We start from the raw sequence: 25,753 nt of genomic DNA, 5'->3' as shown, positions 1-25,753 counted from the left end.
TTTTACCTTCGGGAGAAAAATAACTTTTACGCCCAAAAGGAGAGGACTTCAAATGCATTTGTCGGGCCAGTTCCGAGAAAGGGAACAGAGAATGGAGGCGACCTAATTCACTCGTTGCAAAACTTTGACGATATTTTTTAAGCATATCGAACTCGGTAAAACCTAAACAAGGTTCGATTTCTGAGATTTTTTGTATCTTTACCATGTGTTTTTATTTTTAATTACCCCCGTTTTGGCCGTCAAACCGTTTTTTGGGGGGAATGCTTAAAGATACAAAAAAGGCAACTAACTCGCAATGAATTAGTTGCCTTAAATTTTATTATTTTAGGAATATCCCTAAAATAAAGGCATAAAAAAAAGTCTGTGCATGCTTTCGCATGGCAGACTTTCAATTCTCTCTAAGCTGTTTCTGAATTATTCAGCTACAGTTTCAGTTGCAGTGCTATCAGCATTCAAAGAATCTGCTGCTGCGGCTGCTGCTTGTTCAGCTTCAAGAGCTGCTGCTTCTACTGCTGCGATTGAGTCAGCGATACGGATAGAATCTGCAGTTGCTTTTGCTGCGTCAGCTGCTTTGTTACCACATGATGCGAATGATACTGCTACGATAGCTACGGCCATCAAAACTAATTTTTTCATTTTCTTTGCTTTTTAAAAACGTAATACAATCAATTGCTTTATTAAAACGATGCAAAGGTATGTACTTTTTCAATATGTTGTTCTCGAAACGCCAACTTTTTTTATATTTTTTTTTGTAACTGGCCACTTTTCTCCCCTTTTTATATGTTTTAGAACATGCTAATCGACAGCAATACTGTTATATAAGTATCTTTTTATGCTTCTTTTGGGCGTTTTTTCAAATTCAGTAGGGTAGAGTTGGATCTTGCTGATTTTCTCATAAGCGGCTACGTTGCTGTTCAGGTTCTTAAGATTTTCATCCATGATTGTTTTCAGGTTATCCGGATTATTTAATCCGAGAGAATCCAACGCTTCGTAATCGGCATAAACAAGTGCCACTAATTTTTTATTGCGTTCGATAACAAGACTTTCGAGAATGAAAGGCAGGTTATTCAGTTTGGTTTCCAACTCTTCGGGGAAGATATTCTGTCCGCTAGAACTTAAGATCATAGTCTTGAGTCGTCCCCGGATGAAAATATTTCCGTTGCTGTCCATGGAACCGAGGTCACCGGTACGTAGCCAGCCGTCCTGCGTGAATACTTCCTGTGTTGCTTCCTGGTTCTTGTAGTAGCCCACCATCACATTTTCTCCCCGAACCTGGATTTCTCCGGTTTCTGCTTCCGGGGTTTCCTTATAGATACGTGCTTCCATTATATCTAGAATCTTTCCGGAAGAACCTAGTACAAATTCATCCCAGGGGGCGTAGCTGATAAGCGGACCGCATTCTGTCATTCCATAACCGATAGTAAAAGGGAATTTGATTTTGTAGAAGAATTCTTCTACTTCCTTATCCATAGCGGCGCCACCGATAATGATCTCTTTAAACCGTCCTCCCAGTGCATCAATCAGTCTTTTACGTATCTGGTTGTAGATTTGGGTGTCGAGCAGAGGGATATTGAGTGCCCACTTCATACCTTTTTTATTAATGAGTGGCTGGATAATATTCTTATATATCTTTTCAATCACTAACGGGACGGTAATAATAAGGTTAGGTTTCACTTCCTCAAAAGCCTTCATTATAATTTTAGGAGAAGGCGTTTTTCCAAGCAAAGTGACATGGGTGCCGACAGCCGTTGCTGTCAGAAAGTCGAATGCGCAACCGTATGCGTGGGCGAGGGGAAGGAAAGAAAGCACTTTATCCCCTTTTTTAAGGAGTTCGGTACGAATACCGAAAGTGACATTGCCGGCAAGGTTGTTTCCTGTCAGCATCACACCCTTACTGAAACCGGTGGTTCCGGAAGTGTAATTTAACAGCATCACTTTGTCATTGGATAAAGTGGTGTACTGAACATCTTCACGGGTAAATCCTTTCGGATACAAAGCATGCATCTCTTTATCGGTATTTTTCAGAAACTTCTGTATGGTTTCCCCGTCACGTTGATAAAGACACCGGAAATCCGTCAATGAGAATACTCCCCGTAGTCCCGTTAATTTTTCCTCTTCCAGATTCTCCCAAATGCTGTCACTGGTGAACAGGAATACAGATTCGGAATGATTGACGATATGATGAACGTCATTAGGCGTAAAATCTTGAAGGATAGGGACAATGATCGCTCCGTATGTGATCGTTGCCATATAGGCGATGCACCAATGAGCGTTATTTTTGCCGATAACTGAAATCTTATCTCCTCTGCGAAGGCTACAATGTTTGAATAACAGATGTAAACGGGCGATTTTTTCAGCTACCTCACCGTATGTATATTGGGTATCTTCTCCATAATCAGTATAACAAGGCAGATCCCAATTCTCACGAAAACTATTTTCGTATAGTTTAATGAAATTCTCTTTAATCATTGCACGTTTTTTAGTGAATTGTGCAAAAATAGGAATAAACTTTCGTATCCTAAAGTGTTTTACTGATAATAATGTGTAACTTTGCAAAGTTAATGTGTTTATAACAGCTTATGATAGATACCACTGTATTTCAAAATAAGACAGCCGTTTATTATACTTTAGGCTGCAAATTAAATTTTTCAGAGACTTCAACTATCGGTAAAATCCTGCGTGAGGCAGGAGTCCGGACTGCGCGCAAAGGAGAGAAAGCAGATATCTGTGTGGTAAATACCTGTTCGGTGACAGAGATGGCGGATAAGAAATGCCGGCAAGCCATCCACCGCTTGGTAAAGCAGCATCCCGATGCTTTTGTGGTAGTGACCGGATGTTATGCGCAATTGAAGCCTGGCGACGTGGCAAAGATAGATGGAGTAGATGTAGTGCTGGGAGCGGAACAGAAGGGAGAACTACTTCAATATCTGGGCGACCTCCAAAAGCATGAAAAAGGAGAGGCTATCACCACTACAACCAAAGATATCCGTTCGTTTTCTCCCTCGTGTTCACGGGGAGACCGTACCCGTTTCTTCTTGAAGGTGCAGGATGGATGCGATTACTTCTGTTCATATTGCACGATTCCTTTTGCCCGCGGGCGAAGTCGTAACGGGACTATTGCTTCCATGGTTGAGCAGGCCCGGCAGGCAGCTGCTGAAGGCGGAAAAGAAATCGTTCTGACCGGAGTGAATATCGGAGATTTTGGTAAAACAACAGGAGAGAGTTTTTTTGATCTGGTAAAAGCATTGGATCAGGTAGAGGGAATCGAACGTTATCGTATCTCTTCCATAGAACCCAATCTGTTGACTGATGAGATTATCGAGTTTGTGTCTCATTCCCGCAGTTTTATGCCTCATTTTCATATCCCTTTGCAATCCGGTTGCGATGAAGTTTTGCAGTTAATGCGCCGTCGTTACGACACTGCTCTTTTTGCTTCGAAAGTGAAGAAGATAAAAGAGGTGATGCCGGATGCTTTTATCGGAGTGGACGTGATTGTGGGAACCCGTGGAGAAACACCCGAATACTTTGAACAGGCTTATCAGTTTATTGACGGATTGGATGTGACGCAGTTGCATGTGTTTAGCTATTCCGAACGTCCCGGAACGCAAGCCTTAAAAATAGAATATGTGGTTTCTCCGGAAGAGAAGCATCAGCGTAGTCAGCGTCTGTTGGCACTATCGGACCAAAAGACACAGGCTTTTTATGCACGTCATATCGGGCAGACAATGCCGGTATTGATGGAAAAATCGAAAGCTGGTGCTCCGATGCATGGATTTACGGAGAATTATATTCGTGTAGAGGTGGAAAGTGATGACTCGCTGGATAATCAGGTAGTTAATGTACGTCTGGGAGAGTTTAATGAGGAGATGGCAGCACTTAAAGGTACAATTTTGATATAAGTTATGAGATCAAAACTTATCTATTGGTTGGTATACAGTGGAATGTGGCTGTTTTCAGCTCTTCCGTTCCGGGTTTTATATATGCTTTCGGATTTAAATTATCTGCTGATGTATCGTGTTGGAAAATATCGTCGGAAAGTAGTTCGGGGAAATCTATTGAGATCATTTCCGGAAAAAACTGATGCGGAGAGATTACAGATAGAACGCAAGTTTTATCGCTATTTGTCGGATTATATGCTTGAAGATTTGAAATTGTTGCACATGTCTGCCGAAGAACTTTGTGAGAGAATGACTTATAAGAATACGGAGCAATATCTTGAACTGACAGAAAAGTATGGAGGTATTATAGTAATGATTCCTCATTATGCCAATTATGAGTGGTTGATAGGCATGGGAGCAATCATGAAACCGGGGGATGTTCCCGTACAGGTTTATAAACCGTTGAGGGATAAATATTTGGATGAGTTGTTTAAACGTATTCGTTCTCGTTTCGGGGGGTATAATATTCCGAAACATTCTACAGCCCGTGAAATTATTAAGCTCAAACATGATGGAAAAAAGATGGTAGTCGGTTTGATTACTGATCAATGGCCCAGTGGATATGATAAATATTGGACTACCTTTTTAGGACAGGAAACTGCTTTTCTGAATGGTGCGGAGCGAATTGCCAAAATGATGAATTTCCCTGTTTTCTATTGTGAGCTTAGTAAGAAGCGCAGAGGATACTGTGAAGCGGAGTTCAAGTTGATGACGGAAACACCGAAAGAAACAAGAGAAGGAGAAATCACGGAAATGTTTGCTCATAGATTAGAACAGACGATTCGTAAAGAACCGGCATATTGGTTGTGGTCTCATAAACGTTGGAAAATGACTCGTGAAGAAGCCGATCGATTAGAAGAGAAAGAGCTGAACAAGAAAAAAGAATAATAATGAAAGTTTCAGTTGTAATTTTAAATTGGAACGGGTGTGATATGCTCCGTACTTTTCTTCCGTCCGTCGTCCGGTATTCGGCAGGGGAGGGGATTGAGGTCTGCGTGGCTGACAATGGTTCTACGGACGCTTCCGTTACTTTGCTTCAACAGGAATTTCCTTCTGTCAGAACGATTGTTCTCGACCAAAATTATGGCTTTGCGGATGGATATAATTTAGCATTGCAGCAGGTCGACGCAGAATATGTAGTTCTTTTGAATTCGGATGTCGAGGTGACGGAGCATTGGTTGGAACCAATGATTGCTTATCTTGATAAGCATCCGGAGGTAGCTGCTTGTCAGCCGAAGATACGAAGCCAGCGGCAAAAAGAATATTTTGAATATGCCGGAGCAGCCGGTGGCTTTATTGATAAATACGGTTATCCTTTTTGTAGGGGGCGTATTATGGGAGTTGTGGAGAAAGACGAAGGTCAGTATGATACGGTAATTCCTGTTTTCTGGGCCACGGGGGCAGCGTTGTTTATCCGGCGCACTGATTATGTGAATGTCGGAGGATTGGATGGACGTTTCTTTGCTCACATGGAAGAAATAGATTTGTGCTGGCGACTCCGTTCGCGGAATCGTGAGATTGTCTGTGTACCTCAAAGCATTGTCTATCATGTGGGGGGAGCTACTCTTAAAAAAGAGAATCCTCATAAGACTTTTCTTAATTTCCGTAATAATCTTGTCATGCTCTATAAGAATCTTCCACAGGAGGAGTTAAATAAAGTGATGCGTATCCGGACCTGTCTCGATTATCTGGCGGCGTTCAATTTCTTGTTGCAAGGGCACTGGGATAATGCTAGTGCTGTGATGCGTGCGCGGAAAGAGTATAAACGATTATGTCCGTCATTTTCTTTATCCCGTGAAGAAAATATGAGAAAAAAAACTTTGAATCCGGTACCTGAACGGACAAAAAGTAGTATATTGTGGCAGTTTTATGCGAGGGGATGCAAACGATTCTCTCAATTGTCGGATTTAAAAGGATAGCAAATGAAATCAAAGGTTAGAAGAGGCATCGGGCTGGTAGCGCATGATGCAATGAAAAAAGACCTCATCGAATGGGTACTGTGGAACTCGGAACTGTTGATGGGTAATAAATTCTACTGTACAGGTACTACGGGTACTTTGATATTGGAAGCATTGAAGGAGAAACATCCTGATGAAGAGTGGGATTTTACGATTTTAAAATCAGGTCCGTTAGGTGGTGACCAACAGATGGGATCACGTATTGTGGATGGGCAGATTGATTATCTCTTCTTCTTCACGGACCCTATGACATTGCAACCGCATGATACGGATGTAAAAGCATTAACCCGTTTGGCCGGTGTAGAAAATATTGTTTTTTGTTGTAACCGTTCTACGGCGGACCATATAATTTCCAGTCCGTTATTTATGGATCCTGATTACGAACGCATTCATCCGGACTATTCCAGCTATACAAAACGTTTCCAGGATAAACCTGTGGTGACGGAAGCTGTCGAATCGGTAAATAGAAGAAAAAAGAAGAGAAAATAAGCCGGTAGTTTACGGCTGTGAAAATAGAAGCAGATCTTGCTTAAAAAAGGAATGCAGATGATACGGATTACTTTATTAATATCGTATTATCTGCATTTCGTCATTTATGTTTCATTTCTAGCTGTGATTATCTTATTTCTTGCTGCAGTGTAGCTCAATTCCTGCGGACTCTATATCTGCTCCCATCGGTGGGTTTCGTTTGGAAAGCCGGAGTTCGATTTCTTCAATACAGGGGAATTGGTCAAAGAGTTTTTGTATAATCCGTCTGCTAACGTGTTCCAGCAATTTCGAGGGAACAGCCATTTCATTTTTTATCACTTGATGTACTTCGGCATAGTTGACGGTGTCGGTAACTTCATCTGTCTGGGCAGCTTTGCTGATATCTACTTTCAGTTTCAGGTCAATGAGATATTCATTCCCAATCAGATTTTCTTGCGGTGCGACTCCATGATAGGCGTAACAACGAATTTCTTTCAAAAGGATATAGCTACTATTTATCTTCATATACTGTCTTTTTAGTGTGATCTTGTTTGACTTTTAACAGGTCTTTCTGTGCAACCATTTGTGGAATCACTTTAAGAAAGACGGGTGTGAGCAGAAGGCAGATGCTTAATGTTATAAGCAGAAGTGCGCTTGCTTGTGCCCAACTATTGTGAATATAACGGCTGACTAATGGACCTAAAAAATGAAGTATCGGTCCATGAATACTCAAGGTGATGATTGAATATCGTCCCAAGTAAGAAACAACCTTTATCTTTTTCACTTTTTTGCAAAGTAACATAATCATAAATATTCCTGCAAACGCAGCGATATATACTTGAAAAATATTTCCCGCATAATTGTTGGTACGCATACCCAATGTGGTAGCGGTAAAGTACATTACCACCAGTGCCAATACAACAAAAACCGGTATCAGTTTGTCGAAACGATGGCTGGGATATAGAAAGAAATTATACCGTCGGATCCAGAAACCGGCCACATAGAAGGGGAGGGCAGTCATGGAAACATCTATATACAGGGGTAACTCTATCTGTAATTTTCCGAGATAAAATCCTGCGCAACCAATCAGGATTGTCACAGCGAACATGACAGGCAGATGCTTTTCGCGCAGAAAGTGAATTAGATAAAACAGGATGTTGCAATTGAATAATGCGAGTAGAAACCAGATCGGTGGATTGAACTTGATAAGGTCGTGTCCATGAAATACAACCAAGAGTTCATTCCACGACACAGGCAGTTGAAATACCCCCGGAGCAATCTTCCAAACAATGTATTTCATTAGAAATGCACTTAGATAGAAGAAAAGAAAAGGAATAATCAATTTGTTTATTTTTCGTAGGATGAATCCGAGCAGGCCTTCGTATGATTTGAAAAACACTCCCGAGATAAAGAAGTAAAGCGGCATGCGGAAACAGGATAACATCGAATTCGTATCCAGTTGTTCGAAGGCCCCTCCAACGTGTGCCATTACCACAAGGATAATGCAGACTCCTTTGGTTAAGTCCACAAAATCAATACGTCTGCTCTGGTTGCCTTCCATTATCTCTTTTAATTTCTCTTTTTCGGCGCAAAGATACTTTATAAATCGGAATAAAAAGAGGAACATTGAAAAAATAAACGAATGATGCGAAAAGCGAAAAAGTATGATATATAGTAATGATATTATTGCGAAAAAAACGGTTGACTATGTTTTGAAACTCCTTATTTTACCTCTGTTATCAATATATCCTTGAAAAACGAATGACGCGGATCACATAGATTTTTAGCGTTCTTAATCTAGTGTTATCCGCGTCGGTAGTGTCCGGAAAATATCCTTTTTGAAAGTTACTTGTATCTTTTATTCTATTTATTCGGATCTCTTCCTGTGTATTTAATCAATTCGCTAATCTTATCATTAAGTGTTTTTGCTTTCATCAACTGTTCCAGAGTGAGATGCATCCGGTATCTCCAGTAGTTTCGTGGATTGGATGGAACATTAATTCGCTCTTCCGTCACATTCGGATTTCTCCATTTCCCGTCTATCGATAACCAATCCTGGAAAGACAAGATACAGAGAATGGAATTACTGTTGAGATGGTTGCGTACGATTTCCTCGCACAACTCCGGGGTGGCAGTTGTCGGTGCAACTCCGTAATGTCCTAACGTTGCATTATAGTAACGTTGGGTCTGTTGATAATCTTCTTCCCACCAGCCACGCAACGTAGACATATCGTGAGTGGAGATTGTGCAGACAGACCGGTACGGATACTCATTTAAATGCCCGAATTCATGCATCGGATTCTTAGGCATTCGCTGAATTTCCAGACTAAGAATCCGGAGATCATTCATCACCGATGACACACAAGCAGGAATCATCCCCAAATCTTCTCCACAAACCAACATGCGGGTTGATTGTGTCAGTTGAGGTAACTTCTTCATAGCCTGTTGATACCAGAACTCGTTGTGCCGGTGATAATAATACTGGTCGTATAGTCTGTTAAACGCATTTTTCTCTTCTTCGTTCAGTGACCGGAATACGAAATCCCGTTGTACACCGATGCGTGGGTGGTATTTACCTTCCTCTTTCTTATCCGCAACAAATAAGACGTTGCTGATTAATGAATAAAGCCCTTCCCGAATCCAGACACTATCTTCATCATTTCTACCGATAAAGAATTGTTCTACCTCCCGTTGTGTTTCGAATCCCGGTTTCATCCGATAAAGTCCGGAGTCATCAACCGATTCAAGGAAATCCTGTTTGACTAAATGGGTATGCGGTCCGAACAACTGTCCGAGGAAAGATTCATGAATGAATGGTAGCAGATATTCATCGCGGAACGTTAGACCATAACTTTCGATTTCTTTCCGGCTCATCGGCAAAGAAGGATCAAACTGGCCTAACAATCCGTGTACAGCGTGCATTGGTATTTCCCAAATACGGAAGAAACCGAGGATATGATCGATCCGGTAAGCATCGAAGTATTCCGCCATTTTCTGAAAACGCTTCATCCACCAGCGGTATCCGTCTTTTTCCATGACATCCCAGTTGTATGTGGGGAATCCCCAGTTTTGCCCGTTGATCGAGAAATCATCGGGCGGAGCACCCGCTTGTCCGTTGAGATTGAAGTAATGAGGTTCTGTCCAGGCTTCCACGCTGTTGCGGCTGATACCAATCGGAATATCCCCCTTTAATACAACACCGTGTTGGCGGGCATATTCGGTTGCAGACAACAATTGCAGATGCAAATGATACTGGATATAATAATACAACGAGATGTGAGGATAATCTGCTGTTCCCGGTTGGCACATTTTTTCTATATCTTCCGCTTGGTAAACAGAGTGTCGCGGCCATTGGCGGAAATTGGGCGTTTTGTAGGCGTCGCGCAGATAACTAAAGACTGCATAAGGTTGCAGCCATTCCTTGTTCGTTTCAAAGAAATCTTTGAAACCTTTGGAAGCCAATACCTTTTCTCCTTCCTGTCGGAACAGTAAGTTGAAAAACTCCCATTTAGTTTGGTTGACCGCTTCGTAGTCAATAGCAGGGAGGCTGTTCAGTTCCTTTTGCTTCTTGCTGAATTTCGATGCTGCTTCTTTATCTTTCAGAGTTCCCATTTGCCTGATATCCGCATACATCGGATGGAAAGCATAAATAGAAATGCTGTTATAAGGATAAGAGTCCGTCCATGCATGTGTCATGGTGGTGTCGTTGATCGGTAAAATCTGAATAACTTTCTGGCGAGTATTTACTGCCCAGTCGACCATACGTTTCAAGTCACCGAAATCACCTACTCCGAAACTTTTCTCTGATTTTAAAGAAAATACGGGTATAGCGATTCCTGCCCCTTTCCATGCGGGAATATCGAAATAAACATATCGGTCGGAAATCACGAGCGTTTCGTTGGTCTTCAGTTCCGGGTCTGCCAGATAGCGGTTAGGATTTTTCTCCCAGCAGTCTGCTTTCTTTTCCTGTTTGTTGTAGAGGATGAATTTATATTCCAGCGGATATTTTAGTTTGCTGGCATCCAGCTCTATCTGCCATTCCGGGAAATTGGTATCACTCATCAACACCGCTTTCTCCGGGTCCCAGTGACCTAATGATTTCTGGTTGCCACAAATTGCCAGGCAATAATCTTTGTTGATACGTGGGGCGTAGGCCTTGATAACCAGTCCCTTCTTATATCTTTGCGGGATATTCTCTTTTTCAGGATGTGCCAGTAAGGCTTCTGTAAAAGCAGAACTATAAAAATACAGTTGTTCCGGGATATTTTTCCAGCAATCATTGATTCTGTATATCTTCCTGGAGCTTCCTGATAAGAAAATAGATCTCGAAAAACTGTCCCATTCCTTGCGGATAACTATTCCGTTTTGCTCTATCTGATAGCTATAATTGATGGTCATCCCTTCTTGAGGGACTTCAAGCTCAAGTTCTGCCGTCCAATAGATACCATCGGTGGTGTGTAAAGGAATTGATTCCGGAAATAAGCCGGAAATCCTTACTTCTTCTCCCCAATTGGTGCGGTATTCAATATTAAATGATAGAATCATATATATTAGATTTTGATTGTATATGTAAGACACTGCAAGTATAAGACATTTTTTTGAATAAAAAATAAAAGGAGCCGCACCGGACTCCTTTTAATCTTTTGTTTATATATTAATTAACATACGTAGGACTATTATCCACATCTGGAAGCGCCGCAAGTAGTACAAATCAGACAGCCTTCCTGATAAACCAATGTCTCGTTGCCACAGTTCGGGCACTTCTTACCTTTGGCTTCCGTTCCATCCTGAATATACTTCTTCAATGCACGTTCTACACCGTTTTTCCAAGTGTTGATACTTTCACTGTTCAATTGCAGAGAGCCAACCAGTTTGATAACCTGTTCAATCGGCATCCGGTAGCGAAGCACGCCAGAAATCAATTTTGCATAGTTCCAGTATTCCTTGTTGAACTTCTCTGACAATCCTTCAATGGTCGTCTTATATCCGCGTTTGTTCTCGAATTGGAAGTCGTAACGTTTGGTACCGTCTTCATCCACATTTTTGATGATACGTCCGCAAGTTACGCTCTTAGGCAGCAAGATACCTTCGTCGTCATCTTGCAAACCAGTGAATATTTCATAAGGGTGTCCGTCCAATAATCCGACAAAAGCTACCCATTTTTCCTTGTTGTTCTGGAAACGGACAACGTCTGCTTCCAATATTCTCGGACGTACCTCTACAACCGTAGGCGGTTTGCAAGGAGGAAGTCCTTCTTTCTTGTCTTTATCCGATTTCGTAGAGATCAGCACTCCGGAGCGTGAACCGTCACGATATACGGTACAACCTTTGCAGCCGGATTTCCATGCCTCTACATACAGGCGGTTTACTAAATCCTCGTCCACATCGTTCGGCAGATTGATGGTTACGCTGATAGAGTGGTCTACCCATTTCTGGATTCTTCCCTGCATCTTCACCTTCATCAACCAGTCGACATCGTTAGAAGTCGCTTTGTAATAAGGAGATTTGGCAACCAGTTCGTCAATCTCTTCCTGGGTGTAACGTCTGGCCGGATCGTATCCGTTAGCTTCCATCCAGGTAACAAATTTATGATGGAATACGATGTATTCTTCAAATGCGTCCCCTGTTTCGTCTACAAAGTCTACATGCACGTTCGTATCGTTCGGGTTCACTTTTCTTCTACGTTTGTAAACAGGCAGGAATACAGGCTCGATACCCGAAGTGGTCTGCGTCATCAAACTGGTCGTTCCGGTTGGAGCAATCGTCAGGCAGGCAATGTTACGGCGACCATATTTCTTCATGTCCTCATACAGTTTCGGATCAGCTGCTGCCAGGCGTTGGATGAACGGATTGTTCTGTTCGCGTTCGCTATTGTATATTTCAAAAGCACCGCGTTCTTTGGCCATTTCCACTGAAGAACGATAGGCGCCGAGAGCTACTGTCTTGTGTACTTTTTCAGAGAATTCCGTTGCTTCTTCCGTTCCGTAGCGCAATCCTAAAGCAGCAAGCATATCACCTTCTGCAGTGATACCTACGCCAGTACGACGACCTTGTCCGCTCTTCTTGTAGATTTTCTCCCAAAGTGCACGTTCCGCATGTTTTACTTCTTCGTTTTCCGGATCTTCGTCAATCTTGGTCATGATACGTTCGATCTTCTCTAGTTCGAGGTCGATAATATCGTCCATGATCCGTTGAGCGAGAGCCACGTGTTTTTGGAACAGGTCGAAATCAAAATAAGCATCCGGTTTGAACGGATTTACCACATAAGAATATAGATTGATAGCCAGTAAGCGGCAAGAATCGTAAGGACATAGAGGAATTTCTCCGCATGGGTTGGTAGATACCGTTCTGTAACCCAGGTCTGCATAACAATCAGGCACAGATTCACGGATAATCGTATCCCAGAACAAAACGCCCGGTTCTGCCGATTTCCATGCATTGTGAACGATTTTCTTCCACAAGGTAGAAGCGTCGATTTCCTTGGTGAATGCAGGTTGGGCAGAGTCGATAGGATATTGCTGTACATACGGCTTTTCGTCTACGGCAGCCTGCATGAAAGCGTCGTCCAACTTGACAGAAACGTTTGCTCCGGTCACTTTACCTTCGGTCATCTTGGCATCAATGAATGCTTCCGAATCCGGATGCTTGATAGACACGCTCAACATCAATGCACCGCGACGTCCGTCTTGAGCTACTTCACGAGTGGAATTCGAATATCGTTCCATGAACGGAACAAGACCGGTAGAAGTCAACGCCGAGTTTTTAACGGGAGAACCTTTCGGACGGATGTGTGATAAGTCATGACCTACACCACCGCGTCTTTTCATTAGTTGTACCTGTTCTTCGTCGATTTTGATAATAGCGCCATAAGAGTCGGCTGCACCGTCCACTCCGATAACGAAGCAGTTGGATAGTGAAGCAACCTGGTAGTCGTTACCGATTCCTGTCATCGGGCTACCTTGGGGGACGATGTACTTGAAGTGATCCAGTAAATCATACAGTTCTTTTGCTGTCAACGCATTCGGATACTTCGATTCTACGCGTGCCACTTCATTTGCAATTCTCCAATGCATGTCTTCCGGGGATTTTTCATAGATATTACCGAAAGAATCCTTTACTGCGTATTTGTTTACCCAAACCCTTGCAGCAAGCTCGTCGCCTTGAAAATATCGTAAAGATTCTTCATAGGCTTCGTCGTAAGAATAAATCTGTTTTTCCACGATTCAATTTGTGTTAAATCTCGTTTTTAATAAGTAATATGTAGAAGTTTACTTATCGTTAACAAATGTAGGCGCAAAGCTAAGAATGTTTTTTCATCTATCAAAATAAAAATGAATTAATTTATTAACAAGTTGCAAGTTTTCCATTTGTTTATGCTAAGTGTTTGATAAACAGTTAGAATTGAATTTTGTTCAAAGGTTAAAGTTCTCCAAAAAGAAAACTATTCTATTCCACTAGTGTGGTGGATTATTTTTTTCTTTTTATATCTTTGCAAAAAAAAGATATGTTTGAAACCGTAAAGAACAGAAGAACTATCCGGAAATATCTGCCTAAAGATATAAATCCGAGTTTGTTAAATGATTTGCTTGAAACCTCTTTCCGTGCTTCTACGATGGGTGGGATGCAACTTTATAGTGTGATTGTGACTCGCGATGCGGAAATGAAGGAGAAACTTTCGCCTGCTCATTTCAATCAGCCGATGGTAAAAAATGCTCCGGTCGTACTGACTTTTTGTGCTGATTTCCGTCGTTTCAGTAAATGGTGTGAACAGCGGAAAGCTGTGCCGGGCTACGATAATTTAATGTCTTTTATGAATGCGTCTATGGATACTTTGCTTGTTGCACAGACTTTTTGTACACTGGCGGAAGAAGCAGGACTCGGCATTTGTTATTTGGGAACTACCACTTATAATCCTCAAATGATTATTGATACCCTCCAACTCCCCGAACTGGTATTCCCTCTCACCACAATAACGGTAGGCTATCCGGATGGTATTCCCGCACAAGTAGACCGCTTGCCTTTGGAAGCTGCCGTGCACGATGAAAAATATCACGACTATACACCGGAAGAAATAGATAAACTCTATGCCTACAAAGAATCATTGCCGGAAAACAAGCAGTTTATCGAAGAAAATAAAAAAGAAACATTGGCTCAAGTCTTTACGGATGTGCGTTACACAAAGAAAGATAACGAATTTATGTCCGAAAATCTATTGAAAGTACTTCGCCAGCAAGGATTCTTGAAATAAGTATTAAGTATAAAGTATTAAGTATTACCCTGGTGCGAAACCGCATAATAAAGCCTGTCCGCATGGATAATACTTAATACTTAATTTCAGTTTCTCTTTTTCAGTAACGATTCTATTTCCTGTACTTCTGCACTAAAGCTTTTGTCCACCTCCAATTGTCCTTTTACGGTTTTGCAGGCGTGAAGTACCGTTGCATGGTCTTTGTTACCGATAAACTTACCTATCTTAGAAGTTGAAAAGTCTGTGTGGTTTTTAGCTAGATACATGGCGATCTGTCGTGCTTGAACGACTTCCCTTTTTCTGGATTTTGTATGTATGGCAGACGGTTCCAGATCAAAATGTTTGCATACCACTTTGAGGATATCATCGATGGTAACCGCTTTTGTTTCGTTATGAACCACGCCATGTACAATGTGTTGTGCCAAATCCAAATCTATTTCTTTGTTGAAAATAGTGGAACGAGCCATGATAGCAATGACGATACCTTCCAGATCGCGTACACTTTCATTCACATTTTCGGCAATATAATCAATCACTTCCGGCGGGAATTGTAATCCGTCGCGGTGTATCTTGTTGCGTAGAATGTTTTTGCGAAGTTCTACCGTCGGCTTTTCAAGCTCGGCTACCATACCCCATTTGAAACGGGTCAGGAGGCGTTCTTCAATACCTTGCAACAATACAGGAGCACGGTCTGAAGTTAATATGAGCTGTTTGCCGTTCTGGTGTAAATGATTGAAGATATGGAAGAAGTTGTTCTGCGTCTTGGTGACACCGGCAAACTCTTGAATATCATCAATGATTAATACATCGATCGTCTGGTAAAAGTTAATAAAGTCGTTGGTCGTGTTATTGCGTACAGAATCCGTATATTGTACCTGGAACAAATGTGCCGAAACGTACAATACTCTTTTCTCTGGATAAATTTCTTTGATTTTCGTGCCTATTGCGTTTGCCAGGTGCGTCTTTCCTACTCCGGATGCTCCATAAAGGAATAACGGGTTGAAAGCAGTCCCTCCCGGTTTTTGCGCTACGGCTTCCGCCACACTTCTTGAAAGTTTATTGCTGTATCCTTCAATGAAGTTCTCAAAATTATAATTGGGATTCAAATGCGGGTCCAAATCCTGAACGGCAGGAGCCTGTAGGAAGCTGGGAGCTTTGTTTCCTCCGATTATGCTTTTGGGAGTAACAGCCGTAGAACGATTGCTTGCTTCGAGATTCACGGTTTGATTCGGAATCGAAGTCTTGTCCACCATGACATTGTACATCAACTTGGTTCCTTCGCCAATGACCTTATATAATGTCTTACGTATAAGATCTACGAATCTCTCTTCCAGTATTTCATAGAAAAACTGGCTCGGGATCTGTAAGATCAACGTTTTGTCCTCATATTTCAACGGAACAATAGGGGCAAACCAAGTATTATATGTCGTCTCGGGAACATTGTCTTTAATAACGTCGAGACAGCGGTTCCAAAGTACGACATGATTTGATTCAATCATAGTAACTTTTAATACATTTATTAATTAAGCAAAACTTCTACGTTTGCAAAATTGGGAATCTTATTCGGAAAAAACAAATCTATTATTTCTTGTTTTTTTCATGCTAACAATAATGTGTTTACTTTCAATGACTTATGCGTTTGTTGTCGGACACACTCTGTTTACCCTCTCTTGCAGTTTTATAAGTATCTGTATGTTAATGTCTTATATATATAATTTTAGCCTTTTTTCTCACTTTTGTACGTTTGTACGGGAATATTATTTCGGTTTGTAGATAGACATTTGAAGAGCAATCTACTTTCTTTTGAAAGCCCTTCGTTATTTAGATAAAATCTATATAACGATAATTTGCTACTTGTCTTTCTTGCCGAATAATGAGAAGTGAACGTACCGTTTCGGATGCTCTTTCAGGTCTTCTAATAAGCTGGCTGCATTTTCAGTTGTTGCATTCAGATTATTATATAAAGTCGGGTCGTTGAAGAGCAGTCCGATAGTGTTATCTTTGCTGTTTAATTTTTCTGTAAGTATTTTTACGTTAGCCAGCGTTTCGTCTATTTTTTTGAAAGTGGCTGCATAGTCTACTTCTTTCAAATTTCCGCTGATGACAACGAAGTTGTCTCCGATGGTGTTCAGTTTACTGGTGAGTTGAGGTATGTCATTACTCATCAGCCCTTTTACCTGCGAACTGACTACTGCCAGGTTGGCGGTTGTCTTCTCTATCGAGTGCAGGGTGGCAGGGATGCTCTTGTCTCCTAATATATTGTTCAGAGAGATGAGGATAGAATCCAGTTTCGGAAGCATTTCTTCTACCTTGGGGATCAGTTTCGCCGCGCTTTCCATCATTCCGTTGTTCAGTGTGCCGGGGATCGTATCTCCTACGGCATATTTTTCGCGCGGGTTGTTTGCCAGAAGAATATTCATGCGTACGCCTCCCATAAGTTCGGATACAAGCTCGGCGCTACTTCCTTTGGGAATCCGCAGTTCCGTGTCCAGTTCCACTTCGACAATTACATTTCCGGGTTTGGCATAATCATAATAGATGTCACGCACGATACCTACACGAACACCGTCGGCAAATACCGGGCTTGATTTGGTGAGTCCGTTTACGTTTTCAAATTTGGCATAGAAATAGCTGGAAGGTTGAAACATGTGTATACCTTTCAGCCAGTTAATTCCGTATATAAGCACACATAGTGCAACGATACCTGCAATACCTATTCTGACTTCTTTTGTAATGTACTTCATTTTATCTTTTTATTTATTTCTTCTTTTCTTGAATTCGGCAATCGCTTCATTGACGTTCATTTTCTCGCCGTTCCGGAAAGCGATGATAAAGGCGTCTTTGAATTGTGCCGTAATGGTGCGCTTCGTACGCAACACCTTGTTATAATCGGCGGAGGCTCCATACGTATATTTGTATATTCCCCCTTCCTTATAATAATCTACCTCTTTCAGTCCTTTCAGCCGTTTGTCGTTTTTGGCGAGAGGTTTGGAAGAAGTAAGTATCTGTATCTTAAACGTAATTTCACTGTCATTGGTTGTACTCTCTACTACAATTGGGCGTTTCGGTGCTGTTTTTGCTGTCGCGGCAGGTTTTGTTTTTGCTTCGGCCAATAGCTTTTCCTGTTGGAGAGCTGTGTTCACGCTTTCGGTATCCTTTTGGGCAATTGCCGGGGCATTGTCTTCTTCCTGTTCGGTTGGGACGATCGTTCTGCTGACTCCCGTTAGGCGCAGTTCATGTTCTCTCTTATAATTTAAGAAAGCACGGTAGATGCCTTTTGCCATGGTGCCGGCCCCTTCTTCGGAATTCAGATAGCGCTCCTCTTCGGGCGTAGAGATAAATCCTAGTTCTATCAGAATGCTCGGCATGGCACTCGCTTTTAAGACAAGGAATCCGGCTTGATGCACTCCACGGTCTGCTCTTCTACAAGTTTGGCGAAATTGTTTCTGCATCAGCGAAGCCAGGTGTACACTCTGCTCCATGTATTTATCTTGCATGAATTCAAATATAATATATGACTCGGCAGAGTTCGGGTTGAAACCGGCATATCTTGTTTTGTAGTCACTTTCGTAGAGGATTACGGAGTTCTCTCGCTTGGCAACTTCCAGATTAGCGTCTGATTTGGCCAAACCCAGTGTCCAGGTTGAAGCACCTTTTGCGGTACGGTTGTTAGCCAGTGCGTTGGTGTGAATGGAAATAAAGAGGTCAGCCTTCGCGTTGTTCGCAATTTCTGCGCGTCGGTCTAAAGGGATGAATACATCTTTGCTACGAGTGTAAATCACTTTGACGTCGTCGCAATTCCTTTTAATCAGATTTCCCACTTTCAGGGCGACGTTCAGATTGATATTTTTCTCTTTCGAGATTTTGCCGATGGCGCCCGGATCATGTCCGCCATGTCCTGCGTCGATAACTACTACAAAATCCTTCCCCCATAAGTGGTTAGTACATGAGGGTAGAAAAAGTAGCCAGAGGCAAATGAATATGTATAATATGTACGGTCTATTCAGTTTCATATCTATAATACGGTGCAAATGTAGTAGAAATTTGTAGAAAACTCATTATTTGCCATTAAGTTTTGTGTTTTTTTCGGTTTAATGGTAGCTTTTTTCCTGAAATCTCCGTTACTTTGTGCTTCGAAGTTAAAATGTACGACGATGCTTAAGTTTTTGAAGAATTGGACGTTACCTATTGCTATGCTGGTAGGTGCTATAGGTTATCCGCTGTTTATCAGCCTTTCTTTTCTGACTCCCTATCTTATTTTTACGATGTTGCTATTGACCTTCTGTAAGGTATCTCCTCGTGATTTGAAGCCTAAACCTCTCCATATGTGGTTGTTATTGATTCAGATTGGCGGAGCGTTGGCTGCTTATTTGTTGCTTTATCGCTTTGATAAAATAGTAGCAGAGGGAGTGATGGTTTGTGTTATTTGTCCTACGGCAACGGCTGCTGCGGTGATTACTTCCAAGTTGGGTGGGAGTGCAGCCAGTCTGACTACTTATACATTGATAGCAAATATCGGTGCGGCTATTGCTGTGCCTATTCTTTTTCCTTTGGTGGAGGTGCATCCTGATGTCACTTTTTGGGAGGCGTTTCTTGTTATTTTAGGTAAGGTATTTCCGTTGTTGATTTGTCCTTTTTTGGTGGCCTGGTTGTTGAGTAAGTGTTTGCCAAAAGTGCATCAGAAGTTATTGGGCTATCATGAACTTGCTTTTTATTTGTGGGCTGTGTCTTTAGCTATCGTAACAGCGCAGACATTGTATTCCTTGCTCAATGACCCAGCGGATGGTTTTACGGAAATCATGATTGCTGTCGGAGCGCTGATTGCCTGCTGTTTGCAGTTCTTTTTGGGGAAGACAATCGGCTCAATTTATAATGACCGTATCAGTGGCGGGCAGGCGTTGGGACAAAAGAATACAATTCTGGCTATTTGGATGGCACATACTTATTTGAATCCATTGTCTTCTGTGGCTCCCGGTTCGTATGTGTTGTGGCAGAATATTATCAATTCGTGGCAGTTGTGGAAAAAGAGAAAGAAAGAGGCTGAGATTTCTGCATAATACTAAAAAACTGAGATTGAAATTAAGGGCAAATGTGGTGGAGCAAAAGATATTTGAAATAGAAGACTTAAAAGAACTGGAAGAATTTTTGCAGTCTCAATCAGAAATAGAACAGTTGCGCGAACGCTTGTTTGCCGAGTTTCTGAAATATGCGGATTATAAAAATGCCGGAGAATGGAATAAAGCCGTTCGCCTTTGCGAGAGTCTGGCTATTATCGGCTGGGGAAATCACGAACCCGTCGAAGCATTGAGAGGACAATTCTTTAATGGAAATCCCGCGACTTGTTTTCAAAATAAATTTGGAGAAACTCGTTTTGTCGATGCCATTTGGTCGAAAAGAGTCAACGGTTTTACTATGGAGCAGGGAAGGACAAGTTATTGTTTCAGTCCTGACGACCCGAATCAAAAGCAATCCGTATTTTGGGAATATGAGATAAAGGAAGATATACAGGATATAAGGCTTGAAAGCCAGAGAAACTGGATTCCTAAAAATCCGGTTTGGATAAAGCGGACAATTGGTAACTGCTATGAAAACTCCAAGGTAGTAATCGAGAGCGTTGACAAAGAACTGAAACCGGAGTTGGATAGAAGGATGCGCCCCGAAATATACGGACGTGCTATTAATCGAATTATAATTAATTGTTCGTATAGTTATTATGACCACGACCATTGTAAAACAAACTATATCATAGCCGATGAAAAGTTGAAATTGAAACAAAAAGATTTCTATCGGACACTGCTCACTATGTTTACCAGGCAAGAAATAGAGAAGAACGGATATATCCTTCGCAATCGTTTTGAATTTGGACCATTCAGGGCAGATACCGGGAAAATTAGAATCGGACTAAACCTTGAAAAAGAATTCAGCGAATTAAGTCATTCCGAACAGAGGTTAAAGCTAAGTGAATATATTCTGTTTGCTTTAAACCACGTAACTGACAAGCTAAAAAAGAAGAAGCTGGATTATGACTTCGACTTGATGCTTGAAGATTTTAATTCAATACTAACCGAGTGGAAAGCATGAAAGATATAATAGAGTTATTACAAAACGAAAGAACAAAAACAGTTGACGCTTTAAAACAAGGCGAGCAGGATAAGTTATCTCATCTTCAACAGTTAGACAAGGCTTTAGGCTGGCTGAAAGTCGTTGAAGATAATGAGTTGGCAACTGTAGGGAGCTATAAGATTCATAGATTGCCTGATCCACGCTCTGGCTTCTCTTATTATCATTTAATGATAGACAACGAAAGGGGCGATCCGAAAGATTGGACAGAGTATAAACCCGATAATCAGTCATTGGAACTCTGCTTTGATGATATTATAATAACACGAAAGTAATCTTTTACGTCAGTTATATTTTAGAACTGGTTCTTTTTTGTTATCTTTGCGTCGAAACATTGTAACACACAAAGAAAACATGAAAAATAAAGCCGTTGTAGTCCTTGTTATTTTAGGAAGTTTGATTATATCGATATTTGCAGGTTGCCGACAATCTCCTTTGAAATACATTCCCCCGACAATAGATTCTGTCAATAACGACAAAAGCAGGATGGGGTTGAACGGAAAAGTCAAAACGTTGGATATCTATTATTATCGTCCGGAAAATACATCGTCTTTCTTTTCGACGAAATTCAAAAAAGGCGAGAAATGGGAAGAGGACGGAATACATCACTACCATTTTCATTTCAATATCGACGGCAATCTTGCTCAATGCAACGAGTACGATAAACAAGAAAATATTATCCGAAAGACCGATTATACCTATGAGACTTGGGGACATACATCTACACTTAGCTTTCCGAAAACTAACAGTACGATTGTCAGTAAGTATAATACTGACGGGAAACTACTGGAAATTGTGTATAGTGATTCCCATGGGGAGATAAATACTTATGACGACAGGGGAAATCTTATCCGAACCAAACAGATTGACGGCACGATTGACAAACCGGCTATGACCGAATATGATTATAACGAACATGATTTGTTGGTAGAGAAGAGGGAATATTATAATATAGGGGAATTATCGGGAAAAACAGTCTATGAGTATGATACAAATGGCTTGTTGGCGCAGACCCAAGTGTATGATTTGTTGAGTCGTGATAGGTCGGAAACGCATTTCATCTATGAATACAGTGACAGTAACCGCGTTGTGAAAAAATATAGGATTGACGATGAAGGTAATAAAGAGTTAGAGTCCTGGTGTAAACGTGAATATTATCCGAACGGTAAACTGAAAACCGTTGTTCGTAATAGTATCGTGCAAGAGAAATACGATGAACAAGGACGGCCGATTGACGAGCGGCCAGGATTTGAAATACTCTACAAAGACTTCCAAGACTACGGCTGTGATGCGAATGGTAACTGGATTGAAACAAAGAATTTTAAAGATTATGTTGATTTTGGTACGGGGCTCGGTCGTATATTAAAACCTTATGTCGAGCGTATCTTTACTTATTACGAAGAATAAAAACTTAAAATTGAACAATATGCACACAAACACACCCACATAGCAAGCGGTAAGATTCCAGAAATCATAGTAACATTGTTAGTGCATACTAAAAAAAAGAAAACGATGGGAAAAGTAATGAAAGTATTCAAGACACTGATGAACGAGTTGTTTGGAACTAAGAGAGAGTATAAAGTGGAAGGTTTGGGCATCTTTACCTGTAAGGTTTGTGATTGGTGGCGAGATAAATGTTACCTTTGGAGTGGTGCAGTGCAATTGCCTTTTTACTCGGTAGAAACTCTTGTATTGATAGAAGGGGACGCTTCTGCTCCGTTCTCCAGGCAATTATTGGAATTACAGGTGCTATTGCAGAACTGGGTACCTATGGCAGAACAACTAGATAGCATGCTGTCCAGCAAAAGCCAGCAGAAACATAAAGAAAAAATATACGGATCCTGGCAGGATGATTTTTATCCCTATACGATCGTGCCGGCTGTACTATATAGTGATAGTTGGGAGATTGTGTTTTACAGGAATAGTGGTGTAAATTATAATTTCACTGTTTTTTGGAAAGAAAACAAAATACAAGATTTACATTTGGGAGGTTTTTGAATCCTCCCTTTATTTATAGCATTTCCCGTTCTTTCTTTGTCAAACTTTTAACTACAATATCGTAGGAGTTGCTTACAAGCTCTTTGATTTTCTCATCAGGTACATCTTGGTTGAAATAAACACTGATCCAATATTTCTTGTTCATGTGCCATCCTGGTCTTATGCCGGTATATTCAGTCTGCAGTTCTCCGGATTCGTCAGGGTTGCATTTGATACAACAAAAATCGAAAATCTCAATGTTAACGAAACAGAACCATTTGTCCGCTACATAAAAGCATAGAACGTCACGGCTATATTTGTCGGGCACATTGGGAAACGGCATCTTTTCATGGACTCCCTTAAAAGACAGGCAGTATTCTCTAAATTCTTCAATATTCATTTCACTTTTTTATGTTCGGTTATCTATGCAAAAATAGTTAGAATAAAGGAGTGGATAACCATTTTTCTATGAAAATATTCAGGTGAGATGTGTTTCCACGTCTTTGTTTGGTTAGTCGACTTCTTCAAATGAATAGCCGATCTTAAAAACTACTTGACGCTCCACCGCCACCGCTACGTCCACCACCAAAACTGCCGCTACTGCTACTGCTGCCGCTACTACTACTGCTGCTACTGCTACTGTGACTATTACTAGGACTGTCACTATTTGGGGGTGTCTTGCGGGGAATCTTCTGTGTTGCCTGCTTTTTATCTCCGCACATTAGGCAAAGATAGTCGGCAACCTCCAATCCGGCATCGGAATATGTGGCTTCTTTAACTGTTTTCCACGGACTGATACGCTTGGAAGCAATGGTATGGCATTGATTACACATCTTATATTCGCTTCCGACGACAGATTTATACCGCAATATCCAGCCGCAGGAAGTACATTGATAAATACGGTGGATGGCAGAACCTAGTTTGTGTTCCATTTGTTCGGAAGCAGATAATAAAGGGGTTGCAAGCTCATTGGATAAAAGTTGTAAAGCCACAGCTTTGCAAGAGTCGCAGGTCTTACTCTGCAAAATAACACGTTGTTTTTGGTAGAACTTATACCATAAGGATGCCGCAATAAGTGCAGGCCAGACCGGAAAAAACAACACAAGACATCCAAGTGGGCTGTAAAGTGTCAGGACTTTGATTGCTGCTAATGCTGAACCGTCTTTGGGGCGAGCTTTATTTACCTTCATGCGATAAGTGAGAACATTTACCAGTATCAAGAATATCCAAAGCATAGGCGACTGATTTGCCAGAAAATTCCACAACGTATTGCTGGCACTTTTCCAGTAATTATCAGAAGTGCTTTGAGAAACTGGTTCATAGTCGCTTCCATAAAGCACCAATGTTACAGCCCGGACTCCCTCTGTCATTCCTCTGTCAAAGTCGTTTTTTCTAAACCACGGAACCATTTCATTCTGTTGAATGCGAAAGCATAAAGCGTCGGGAAGTACTCCTTCTAAACCGTATCCGGTTGCGAAAGTGACTTTACGTTGATCGAGTACTAAAAGAATCAGTAATCCGTTGTCGTCCGCTTTCTTTCCGATGCCCCAGTGCTCAAAAAGCTTGTGGGCAAACTCTGCCGGAATATCTTCTCCGATAGAAGAGAGCGCAACAATCGCCACTTCAATACTCAATGAATCTTCTAACTGTGACAACATATTATTTATCTCCCACACATAACTTTCATCCAATATCTGATTCGGATTGCTAACCCAATTGGAAGAGCTTTCATTACGCGGATTGGGGACATCTGTTACTTTATAAGTTTCTACTGTTTGTTCGTGCTCTAAAGCCAATGCAAAAGTATGACTACCAAAGGCATAACAGAAAACAAGAAGTAATGTCCGGGCTATTCCCCTGAAGCTTTTTTGTGTTTTATCTTTCATTGTTTTGTTATTAACTGATTGTTCTTAGAGTAGAAAATAACTATCATAACTCTCATTCTTTTTGCTAATATAGTTATAATCTGATGAATAAGAATGATAGATGTCTCTGAAATTTTGTATCTATCATACTTTCTTCATGAAATATGGGTATCTATCATTCTTATTCCACTGTTTTTACTGTTTAATCTTTCATGGTATTAACTCGCACATAAATTTTATGACTGCCGCTTCCAATGGTGTCAAGTACTCCTTCCTTTACCCATCCGTTCAATTCATTCAGCGCTTTGTTCTTTAGTAGTCCCGTCAGTTGCGTATACTCTTTGCGTCGTATCATCGGTCGTTCATCCAGAAACTTCTCCAACCTGCGGCGACGTTCTTCCACCGGAACTTCGGCGGAATGTGCAAATCCCGACTTCGCTTTTTCCACAAATCCGCGAACCTTCTTTCGGAAAGAAGATGATGGACGAAAATTTACATTATCGAAATAAATGGACTGTGCATGTATCTCTTTGGCATCCATCACCGGACGTGCTTTCAGCTTGGCTGAAAAATATCCAAGGTTTCCCAACTGAACGTGATGTCCGCTGACTAAATATTCGGATATTTTATTTTCAATAGCCAGTTGAACTCCTTCAATATCTGCCGGCGTAAAGCTGGAAGCTTGAGCGATCTCTTTTACAATTTGTTGAAAGTCGATGGTTCCGTTCGATACGATGCGGGGATACAACGGCTGTTCGTCTTCGTCTTCTTTCGAAGACGGCTTTTTGCGAAAATCATACTTTGCGTACATGTCTTTTCTATTATGGGTTAATGTGGCTAAAACGCCTTTTAATAGGCATTTTAATGATTGTCTTGCAGTAAGATAACCTACAATTGCAACCTGGATAATCAACTGGAATCAGTGGCTTTTCTTGGGCACACATTTGTGGGCTCTACAGCCCACGAATGTAAACTATACAGCCCGCATAGGTGGGCTGTACGGCACACTTATGCGGGCTGAAGTCTTACTGCCTGCAAAGATACATTATCCTGCCTTTATTCGCAAATTTAGTAAGCATTATTTCTATAAAATAAAGTCGTGTGGCGTAGCAAATAAAAGCAGTGAAATTTGTTTGGGCGAAGAGCATGTTGTATCTTTGTATGGCTGTAGTGCAGCTT

Annotated in this window: 22 protein-coding genes and 1 pseudogene; 10 read left to right on the top strand and 13 right to left on the bottom strand. The window is 41.3% G+C overall.

Annotation, left to right across the window (positions count from 1 at the left end; genetic code table 11):
• The 3 genes and pseudogenes from HMPREF0106_RS22770 to HMPREF0106_RS22780 form a co-directional block, all read right to left on the bottom strand.
• Window positions 1–205, bottom strand: a pseudogene (locus HMPREF0106_RS22770) (DDE transposase); the annotation flags it as partial.
• A 209-nt stretch (window positions 206–414) separates the two neighbouring features.
• Window positions 415–636, bottom strand: coding sequence for a hypothetical protein (locus HMPREF0106_RS22775; protein ID WP_004306615.1), 222 nt, complete (start codon window positions 634–636; stop codon window positions 415–417).
• A 159-nt stretch (window positions 637–795) separates the two neighbouring features.
• Window positions 796–2,469, bottom strand: coding sequence for a long-chain fatty acid--CoA ligase (locus HMPREF0106_RS22780; protein ID WP_004299337.1), 1,674 nt, complete (start codon window positions 2,467–2,469; stop codon window positions 796–798).
• Between the two features lie 110 nt (window positions 2,470–2,579).
• Here HMPREF0106_RS22780 and mtaB point away from each other — a divergent pair, with 110 nt between their 5' ends.
• The 4 genes from mtaB to HMPREF0106_RS22800 are packed head-to-tail and all read left to right on the top strand — an operon-like array spanning window position 2,580 to window position 6,385.
• Window positions 2,580–3,899, top strand: a complete 1,320-nt coding sequence (gene mtaB / locus HMPREF0106_RS22785) for a tRNA (N(6)-L-threonylcarbamoyladenosine(37)-C(2))-methylthiotransferase MtaB (protein WP_009038852.1) — start codon at window positions 2,580–2,582, stop codon at window positions 3,897–3,899.
• 3 nt (window positions 3,900–3,902) lie between these two features.
• Window positions 3,903–4,826, top strand: a complete 924-nt coding sequence (locus tag HMPREF0106_RS22790; RefSeq protein WP_004316248.1) for a lysophospholipid acyltransferase family protein — start codon at window positions 3,903–3,905, stop codon at window positions 4,824–4,826.
• Between the two features lie 2 nt (window positions 4,827–4,828).
• Window positions 4,829–5,857, top strand: a complete 1,029-nt coding sequence (locus tag HMPREF0106_RS22795) for a glycosyltransferase family 2 protein (RefSeq protein ID WP_009038850.1) — start codon at window positions 4,829–4,831, stop codon at window positions 5,855–5,857.
• 3 nt (window positions 5,858–5,860) lie between these two features.
• Window positions 5,861–6,385, top strand: coding sequence for a methylglyoxal synthase (locus HMPREF0106_RS22800; protein WP_004299341.1), 525 nt, complete (start codon window positions 5,861–5,863; stop codon window positions 6,383–6,385).
• A 132-nt stretch (window positions 6,386–6,517) separates the two neighbouring features.
• Here HMPREF0106_RS22800 and folB read toward each other — a convergent pair whose 3' ends face one another.
• The 4 genes from folB to HMPREF0106_RS22820 all read right to left on the bottom strand — a co-directional run bounded on the left by folB (window position 6,518) and on the right by HMPREF0106_RS22820 (window position 13,584).
• Window positions 6,518–6,889, bottom strand: a complete 372-nt coding sequence (gene folB / locus HMPREF0106_RS22805) for a dihydroneopterin aldolase (RefSeq protein WP_009038849.1) — start codon at window positions 6,887–6,889, stop codon at window positions 6,518–6,520.
• A complete protein-coding gene (locus HMPREF0106_RS22810) occupies window positions 6,876–7,925 on the bottom strand; it encodes an acyltransferase family protein (RefSeq protein ID WP_009038848.1) in 1,050 nt (349 codons plus the stop codon). Before HMPREF0106_RS22810 ends, folB begins: the two co-directional genes overlap by 14 nt.
• 302 nt (window positions 7,926–8,227) lie before the next feature.
• Window positions 8,228–10,909: a 4-alpha-glucanotransferase gene (locus HMPREF0106_RS22815; protein WP_009038847.1), complete on the bottom strand. Its 2,682-nt coding sequence runs from the start codon at window positions 10,907–10,909 to the stop codon at window positions 8,228–8,230.
• A 131-nt stretch (window positions 10,910–11,040) separates the two neighbouring features.
• On the bottom strand, window positions 11,041–13,584 hold the full coding sequence (locus HMPREF0106_RS22820; protein WP_009038846.1) for an adenosylcobalamin-dependent ribonucleoside-diphosphate reductase: 2,544 nt from the start codon (window positions 13,582–13,584) through the stop codon (window positions 11,041–11,043).
• 284 nt (window positions 13,585–13,868) lie between these two features.
• On the opposite strand from HMPREF0106_RS22820, the gene HMPREF0106_RS22825 reads away from it, so the two are divergent.
• A complete protein-coding gene (locus HMPREF0106_RS22825; RefSeq protein WP_008024992.1) occupies window positions 13,869–14,612 on the top strand; it encodes an NADPH-dependent oxidoreductase in 744 nt (247 codons plus the stop codon).
• Between the two features lie 86 nt (window positions 14,613–14,698).
• Here HMPREF0106_RS22825 and dnaA read toward each other — a convergent pair whose 3' ends face one another.
• From dnaA to HMPREF0106_RS22840, 3 genes are all read right to left on the bottom strand, one after another.
• Window positions 14,699–16,111, bottom strand: a complete 1,413-nt coding sequence (dnaA, locus tag HMPREF0106_RS22830) for a chromosomal replication initiator protein DnaA (protein ID WP_004299347.1) — start codon at window positions 16,109–16,111, stop codon at window positions 14,699–14,701.
• A gap of 351 nt (window positions 16,112–16,462) precedes the next feature.
• Entirely contained in the window at window positions 16,463–17,356 is an 894-nt protein-coding gene (locus HMPREF0106_RS22835; RefSeq protein WP_004299349.1) for an MlaD family protein, read from the bottom strand.
• 9 nt (window positions 17,357–17,365) lie between these two features.
• The gene (locus HMPREF0106_RS22840; RefSeq protein ID WP_009038845.1) at window positions 17,366–18,625 is read right to left on the bottom strand and encodes an N-acetylmuramoyl-L-alanine amidase; all 1,260 of its coding nucleotides are present in this window, start codon (window positions 18,623–18,625) and stop codon (window positions 17,366–17,368) included.
• Between the two features lie 81 nt (window positions 18,626–18,706).
• Here HMPREF0106_RS22840 and HMPREF0106_RS22845 point away from each other — a divergent pair, with 81 nt between their 5' ends.
• From HMPREF0106_RS22845 to HMPREF0106_RS22865, 5 genes are all read left to right on the top strand, one after another.
• Window positions 18,707–19,669, top strand: coding sequence for a bile acid:sodium symporter family protein (locus HMPREF0106_RS22845; RefSeq protein ID WP_009038844.1), 963 nt, complete (start codon window positions 18,707–18,709; stop codon window positions 19,667–19,669).
• Window positions 19,670–19,685: 16 nt separating this feature from the next.
• Window positions 19,686–20,693: a hypothetical protein gene (locus HMPREF0106_RS22850; protein WP_009038843.1), complete on the top strand. Its 1,008-nt coding sequence runs from the start codon at window positions 19,686–19,688 to the stop codon at window positions 20,691–20,693.
• Window positions 20,690–21,007: a hypothetical protein gene (locus tag HMPREF0106_RS22855; protein WP_032850955.1), complete on the top strand. Its 318-nt coding sequence runs from the start codon at window positions 20,690–20,692 to the stop codon at window positions 21,005–21,007. Before HMPREF0106_RS22850 ends, HMPREF0106_RS22855 begins: the two co-directional genes overlap by 4 nt.
• A 79-nt stretch (window positions 21,008–21,086) precedes the next feature.
• Entirely contained in the window at window positions 21,087–22,139 is a 1,053-nt protein-coding gene (locus tag HMPREF0106_RS22860; protein WP_009038841.1) for a hypothetical protein, read from the top strand.
• Window positions 22,140–22,244: 105 nt separating this feature from the next.
• The gene (locus HMPREF0106_RS22865; RefSeq protein WP_008024979.1) at window positions 22,245–22,730 is read left to right on the top strand and encodes a hypothetical protein; all 486 of its coding nucleotides are present in this window, start codon (window positions 22,245–22,247) and stop codon (window positions 22,728–22,730) included.
• Window positions 22,731–22,743: 13 nt separating this feature from the next.
• On the opposite strand, the gene HMPREF0106_RS22870 is transcribed toward HMPREF0106_RS22865, so the two are convergent.
• The 3 genes from HMPREF0106_RS22870 to HMPREF0106_RS22880 form a co-directional block, all read right to left on the bottom strand.
• A complete protein-coding gene (locus HMPREF0106_RS22870) occupies window positions 22,744–23,109 on the bottom strand; it encodes an MmcQ/YjbR family DNA-binding protein (RefSeq protein ID WP_009038839.1) in 366 nt (121 codons plus the stop codon).
• Between the two features lie 142 nt (window positions 23,110–23,251).
• Entirely contained in the window at window positions 23,252–24,595 is a 1,344-nt protein-coding gene (locus HMPREF0106_RS22875) for a TPM domain-containing protein (RefSeq protein ID WP_004316784.1), read from the bottom strand.
• Between the two features lie 181 nt (window positions 24,596–24,776).
• A complete protein-coding gene (locus HMPREF0106_RS22880; RefSeq protein ID WP_004316783.1) occupies window positions 24,777–25,385 on the bottom strand; it encodes an HU family DNA-binding protein in 609 nt (202 codons plus the stop codon).
• Window positions 25,386–25,753 lie beyond the last annotated feature (368 nt).

It is taken from the genome of Bacteroides sp. D22, assembly GCF_000163675.1.
Taxonomy (GTDB): Bacteria; Bacteroidota; Bacteroidia; order Bacteroidales; family Bacteroidaceae; genus Bacteroides; species Bacteroides xylanisolvens.
This window is presented reverse-complemented; position numbering and strand designations above follow the sequence as displayed.

Excerpts from the sequence above, each read along its gene's own strand:
- HMPREF0106_RS22800 (WP_004299341.1), top strand. The coding sequence starts at position 5,861 with ATGAAATCAAAGGTTAGAAGAGGCATCGGGCTGGTAGCGCATGATGCA.
- HMPREF0106_RS22865 (WP_008024979.1), top strand. The coding sequence starts at position 22,245 with ATGGGAAAAGTAATGAAAGTATTCAAGACACTGATGAACGAGTTGTTT.
- HMPREF0106_RS22845 (WP_009038844.1), top strand. The coding sequence starts at position 18,707 with ATGGTAGCTTTTTTCCTGAAATCTCCGTTACTTTGTGCTTCGAAGTTA.
- HMPREF0106_RS22835 (WP_004299349.1), bottom strand. The coding sequence starts at position 17,356 with ATGAAGTACATTACAAAAGAAGTCAGAATAGGTATTGCAGGTATCGTT.
- dnaA (WP_004299347.1), bottom strand. The coding sequence starts at position 16,111 with ATGATTGAATCAAATCATGTCGTACTTTGGAACCGCTGTCTCGACGTT.
- HMPREF0106_RS22810 (WP_009038848.1), bottom strand. The coding sequence starts at position 7,925 with ATGGAAGGCAACCAGAGCAGACGTATTGATTTTGTGGACTTAACCAAA.
- HMPREF0106_RS22780 (WP_004299337.1), bottom strand. The coding sequence starts at position 2,469 with ATGATTAAAGAGAATTTCATTAAACTATACGAAAATAGTTTTCGTGAG.
- HMPREF0106_RS22875 (WP_004316784.1), bottom strand. The coding sequence starts at position 24,595 with ATGAAAGATAAAACACAAAAAAGCTTCAGGGGAATAGCCCGGACATTA.
- HMPREF0106_RS22870 (WP_009038839.1), bottom strand. The coding sequence starts at position 23,109 with ATGAATATTGAAGAATTTAGAGAATACTGCCTGTCTTTTAAGGGAGTC.
- HMPREF0106_RS22860 (WP_009038841.1), top strand. The coding sequence starts at position 21,087 with ATGAAAAATAAAGCCGTTGTAGTCCTTGTTATTTTAGGAAGTTTGATT.
- HMPREF0106_RS22790 (WP_004316248.1), top strand. The coding sequence starts at position 3,903 with ATGAGATCAAAACTTATCTATTGGTTGGTATACAGTGGAATGTGGCTG.
- HMPREF0106_RS22840 (WP_009038845.1), bottom strand. The coding sequence starts at position 18,625 with ATGAAACTGAATAGACCGTACATATTATACATATTCATTTGCCTCTGG.
- HMPREF0106_RS22815 (WP_009038847.1), bottom strand. The coding sequence starts at position 10,909 with ATGATTCTATCATTTAATATTGAATACCGCACCAATTGGGGAGAAGAA.
- folB (WP_009038849.1), bottom strand. The coding sequence starts at position 6,889 with ATGAAGATAAATAGTAGCTATATCCTTTTGAAAGAAATTCGTTGTTAC.
- HMPREF0106_RS22825 (WP_008024992.1), top strand. The coding sequence starts at position 13,869 with ATGTTTGAAACCGTAAAGAACAGAAGAACTATCCGGAAATATCTGCCT.
- HMPREF0106_RS22880 (WP_004316783.1), bottom strand. The coding sequence starts at position 25,385 with ATGTACGCAAAGTATGATTTTCGCAAAAAGCCGTCTTCGAAAGAAGAC.
- mtaB (WP_009038852.1), top strand. The coding sequence starts at position 2,580 with ATGATAGATACCACTGTATTTCAAAATAAGACAGCCGTTTATTATACT.
- HMPREF0106_RS22795 (WP_009038850.1), top strand. The coding sequence starts at position 4,829 with ATGAAAGTTTCAGTTGTAATTTTAAATTGGAACGGGTGTGATATGCTC.
- HMPREF0106_RS22855 (WP_032850955.1), top strand. The coding sequence starts at position 20,690 with ATGAAAGATATAATAGAGTTATTACAAAACGAAAGAACAAAAACAGTT.
- HMPREF0106_RS22775 (WP_004306615.1), bottom strand. The coding sequence starts at position 636 with ATGAAAAAATTAGTTTTGATGGCCGTAGCTATCGTAGCAGTATCATTC.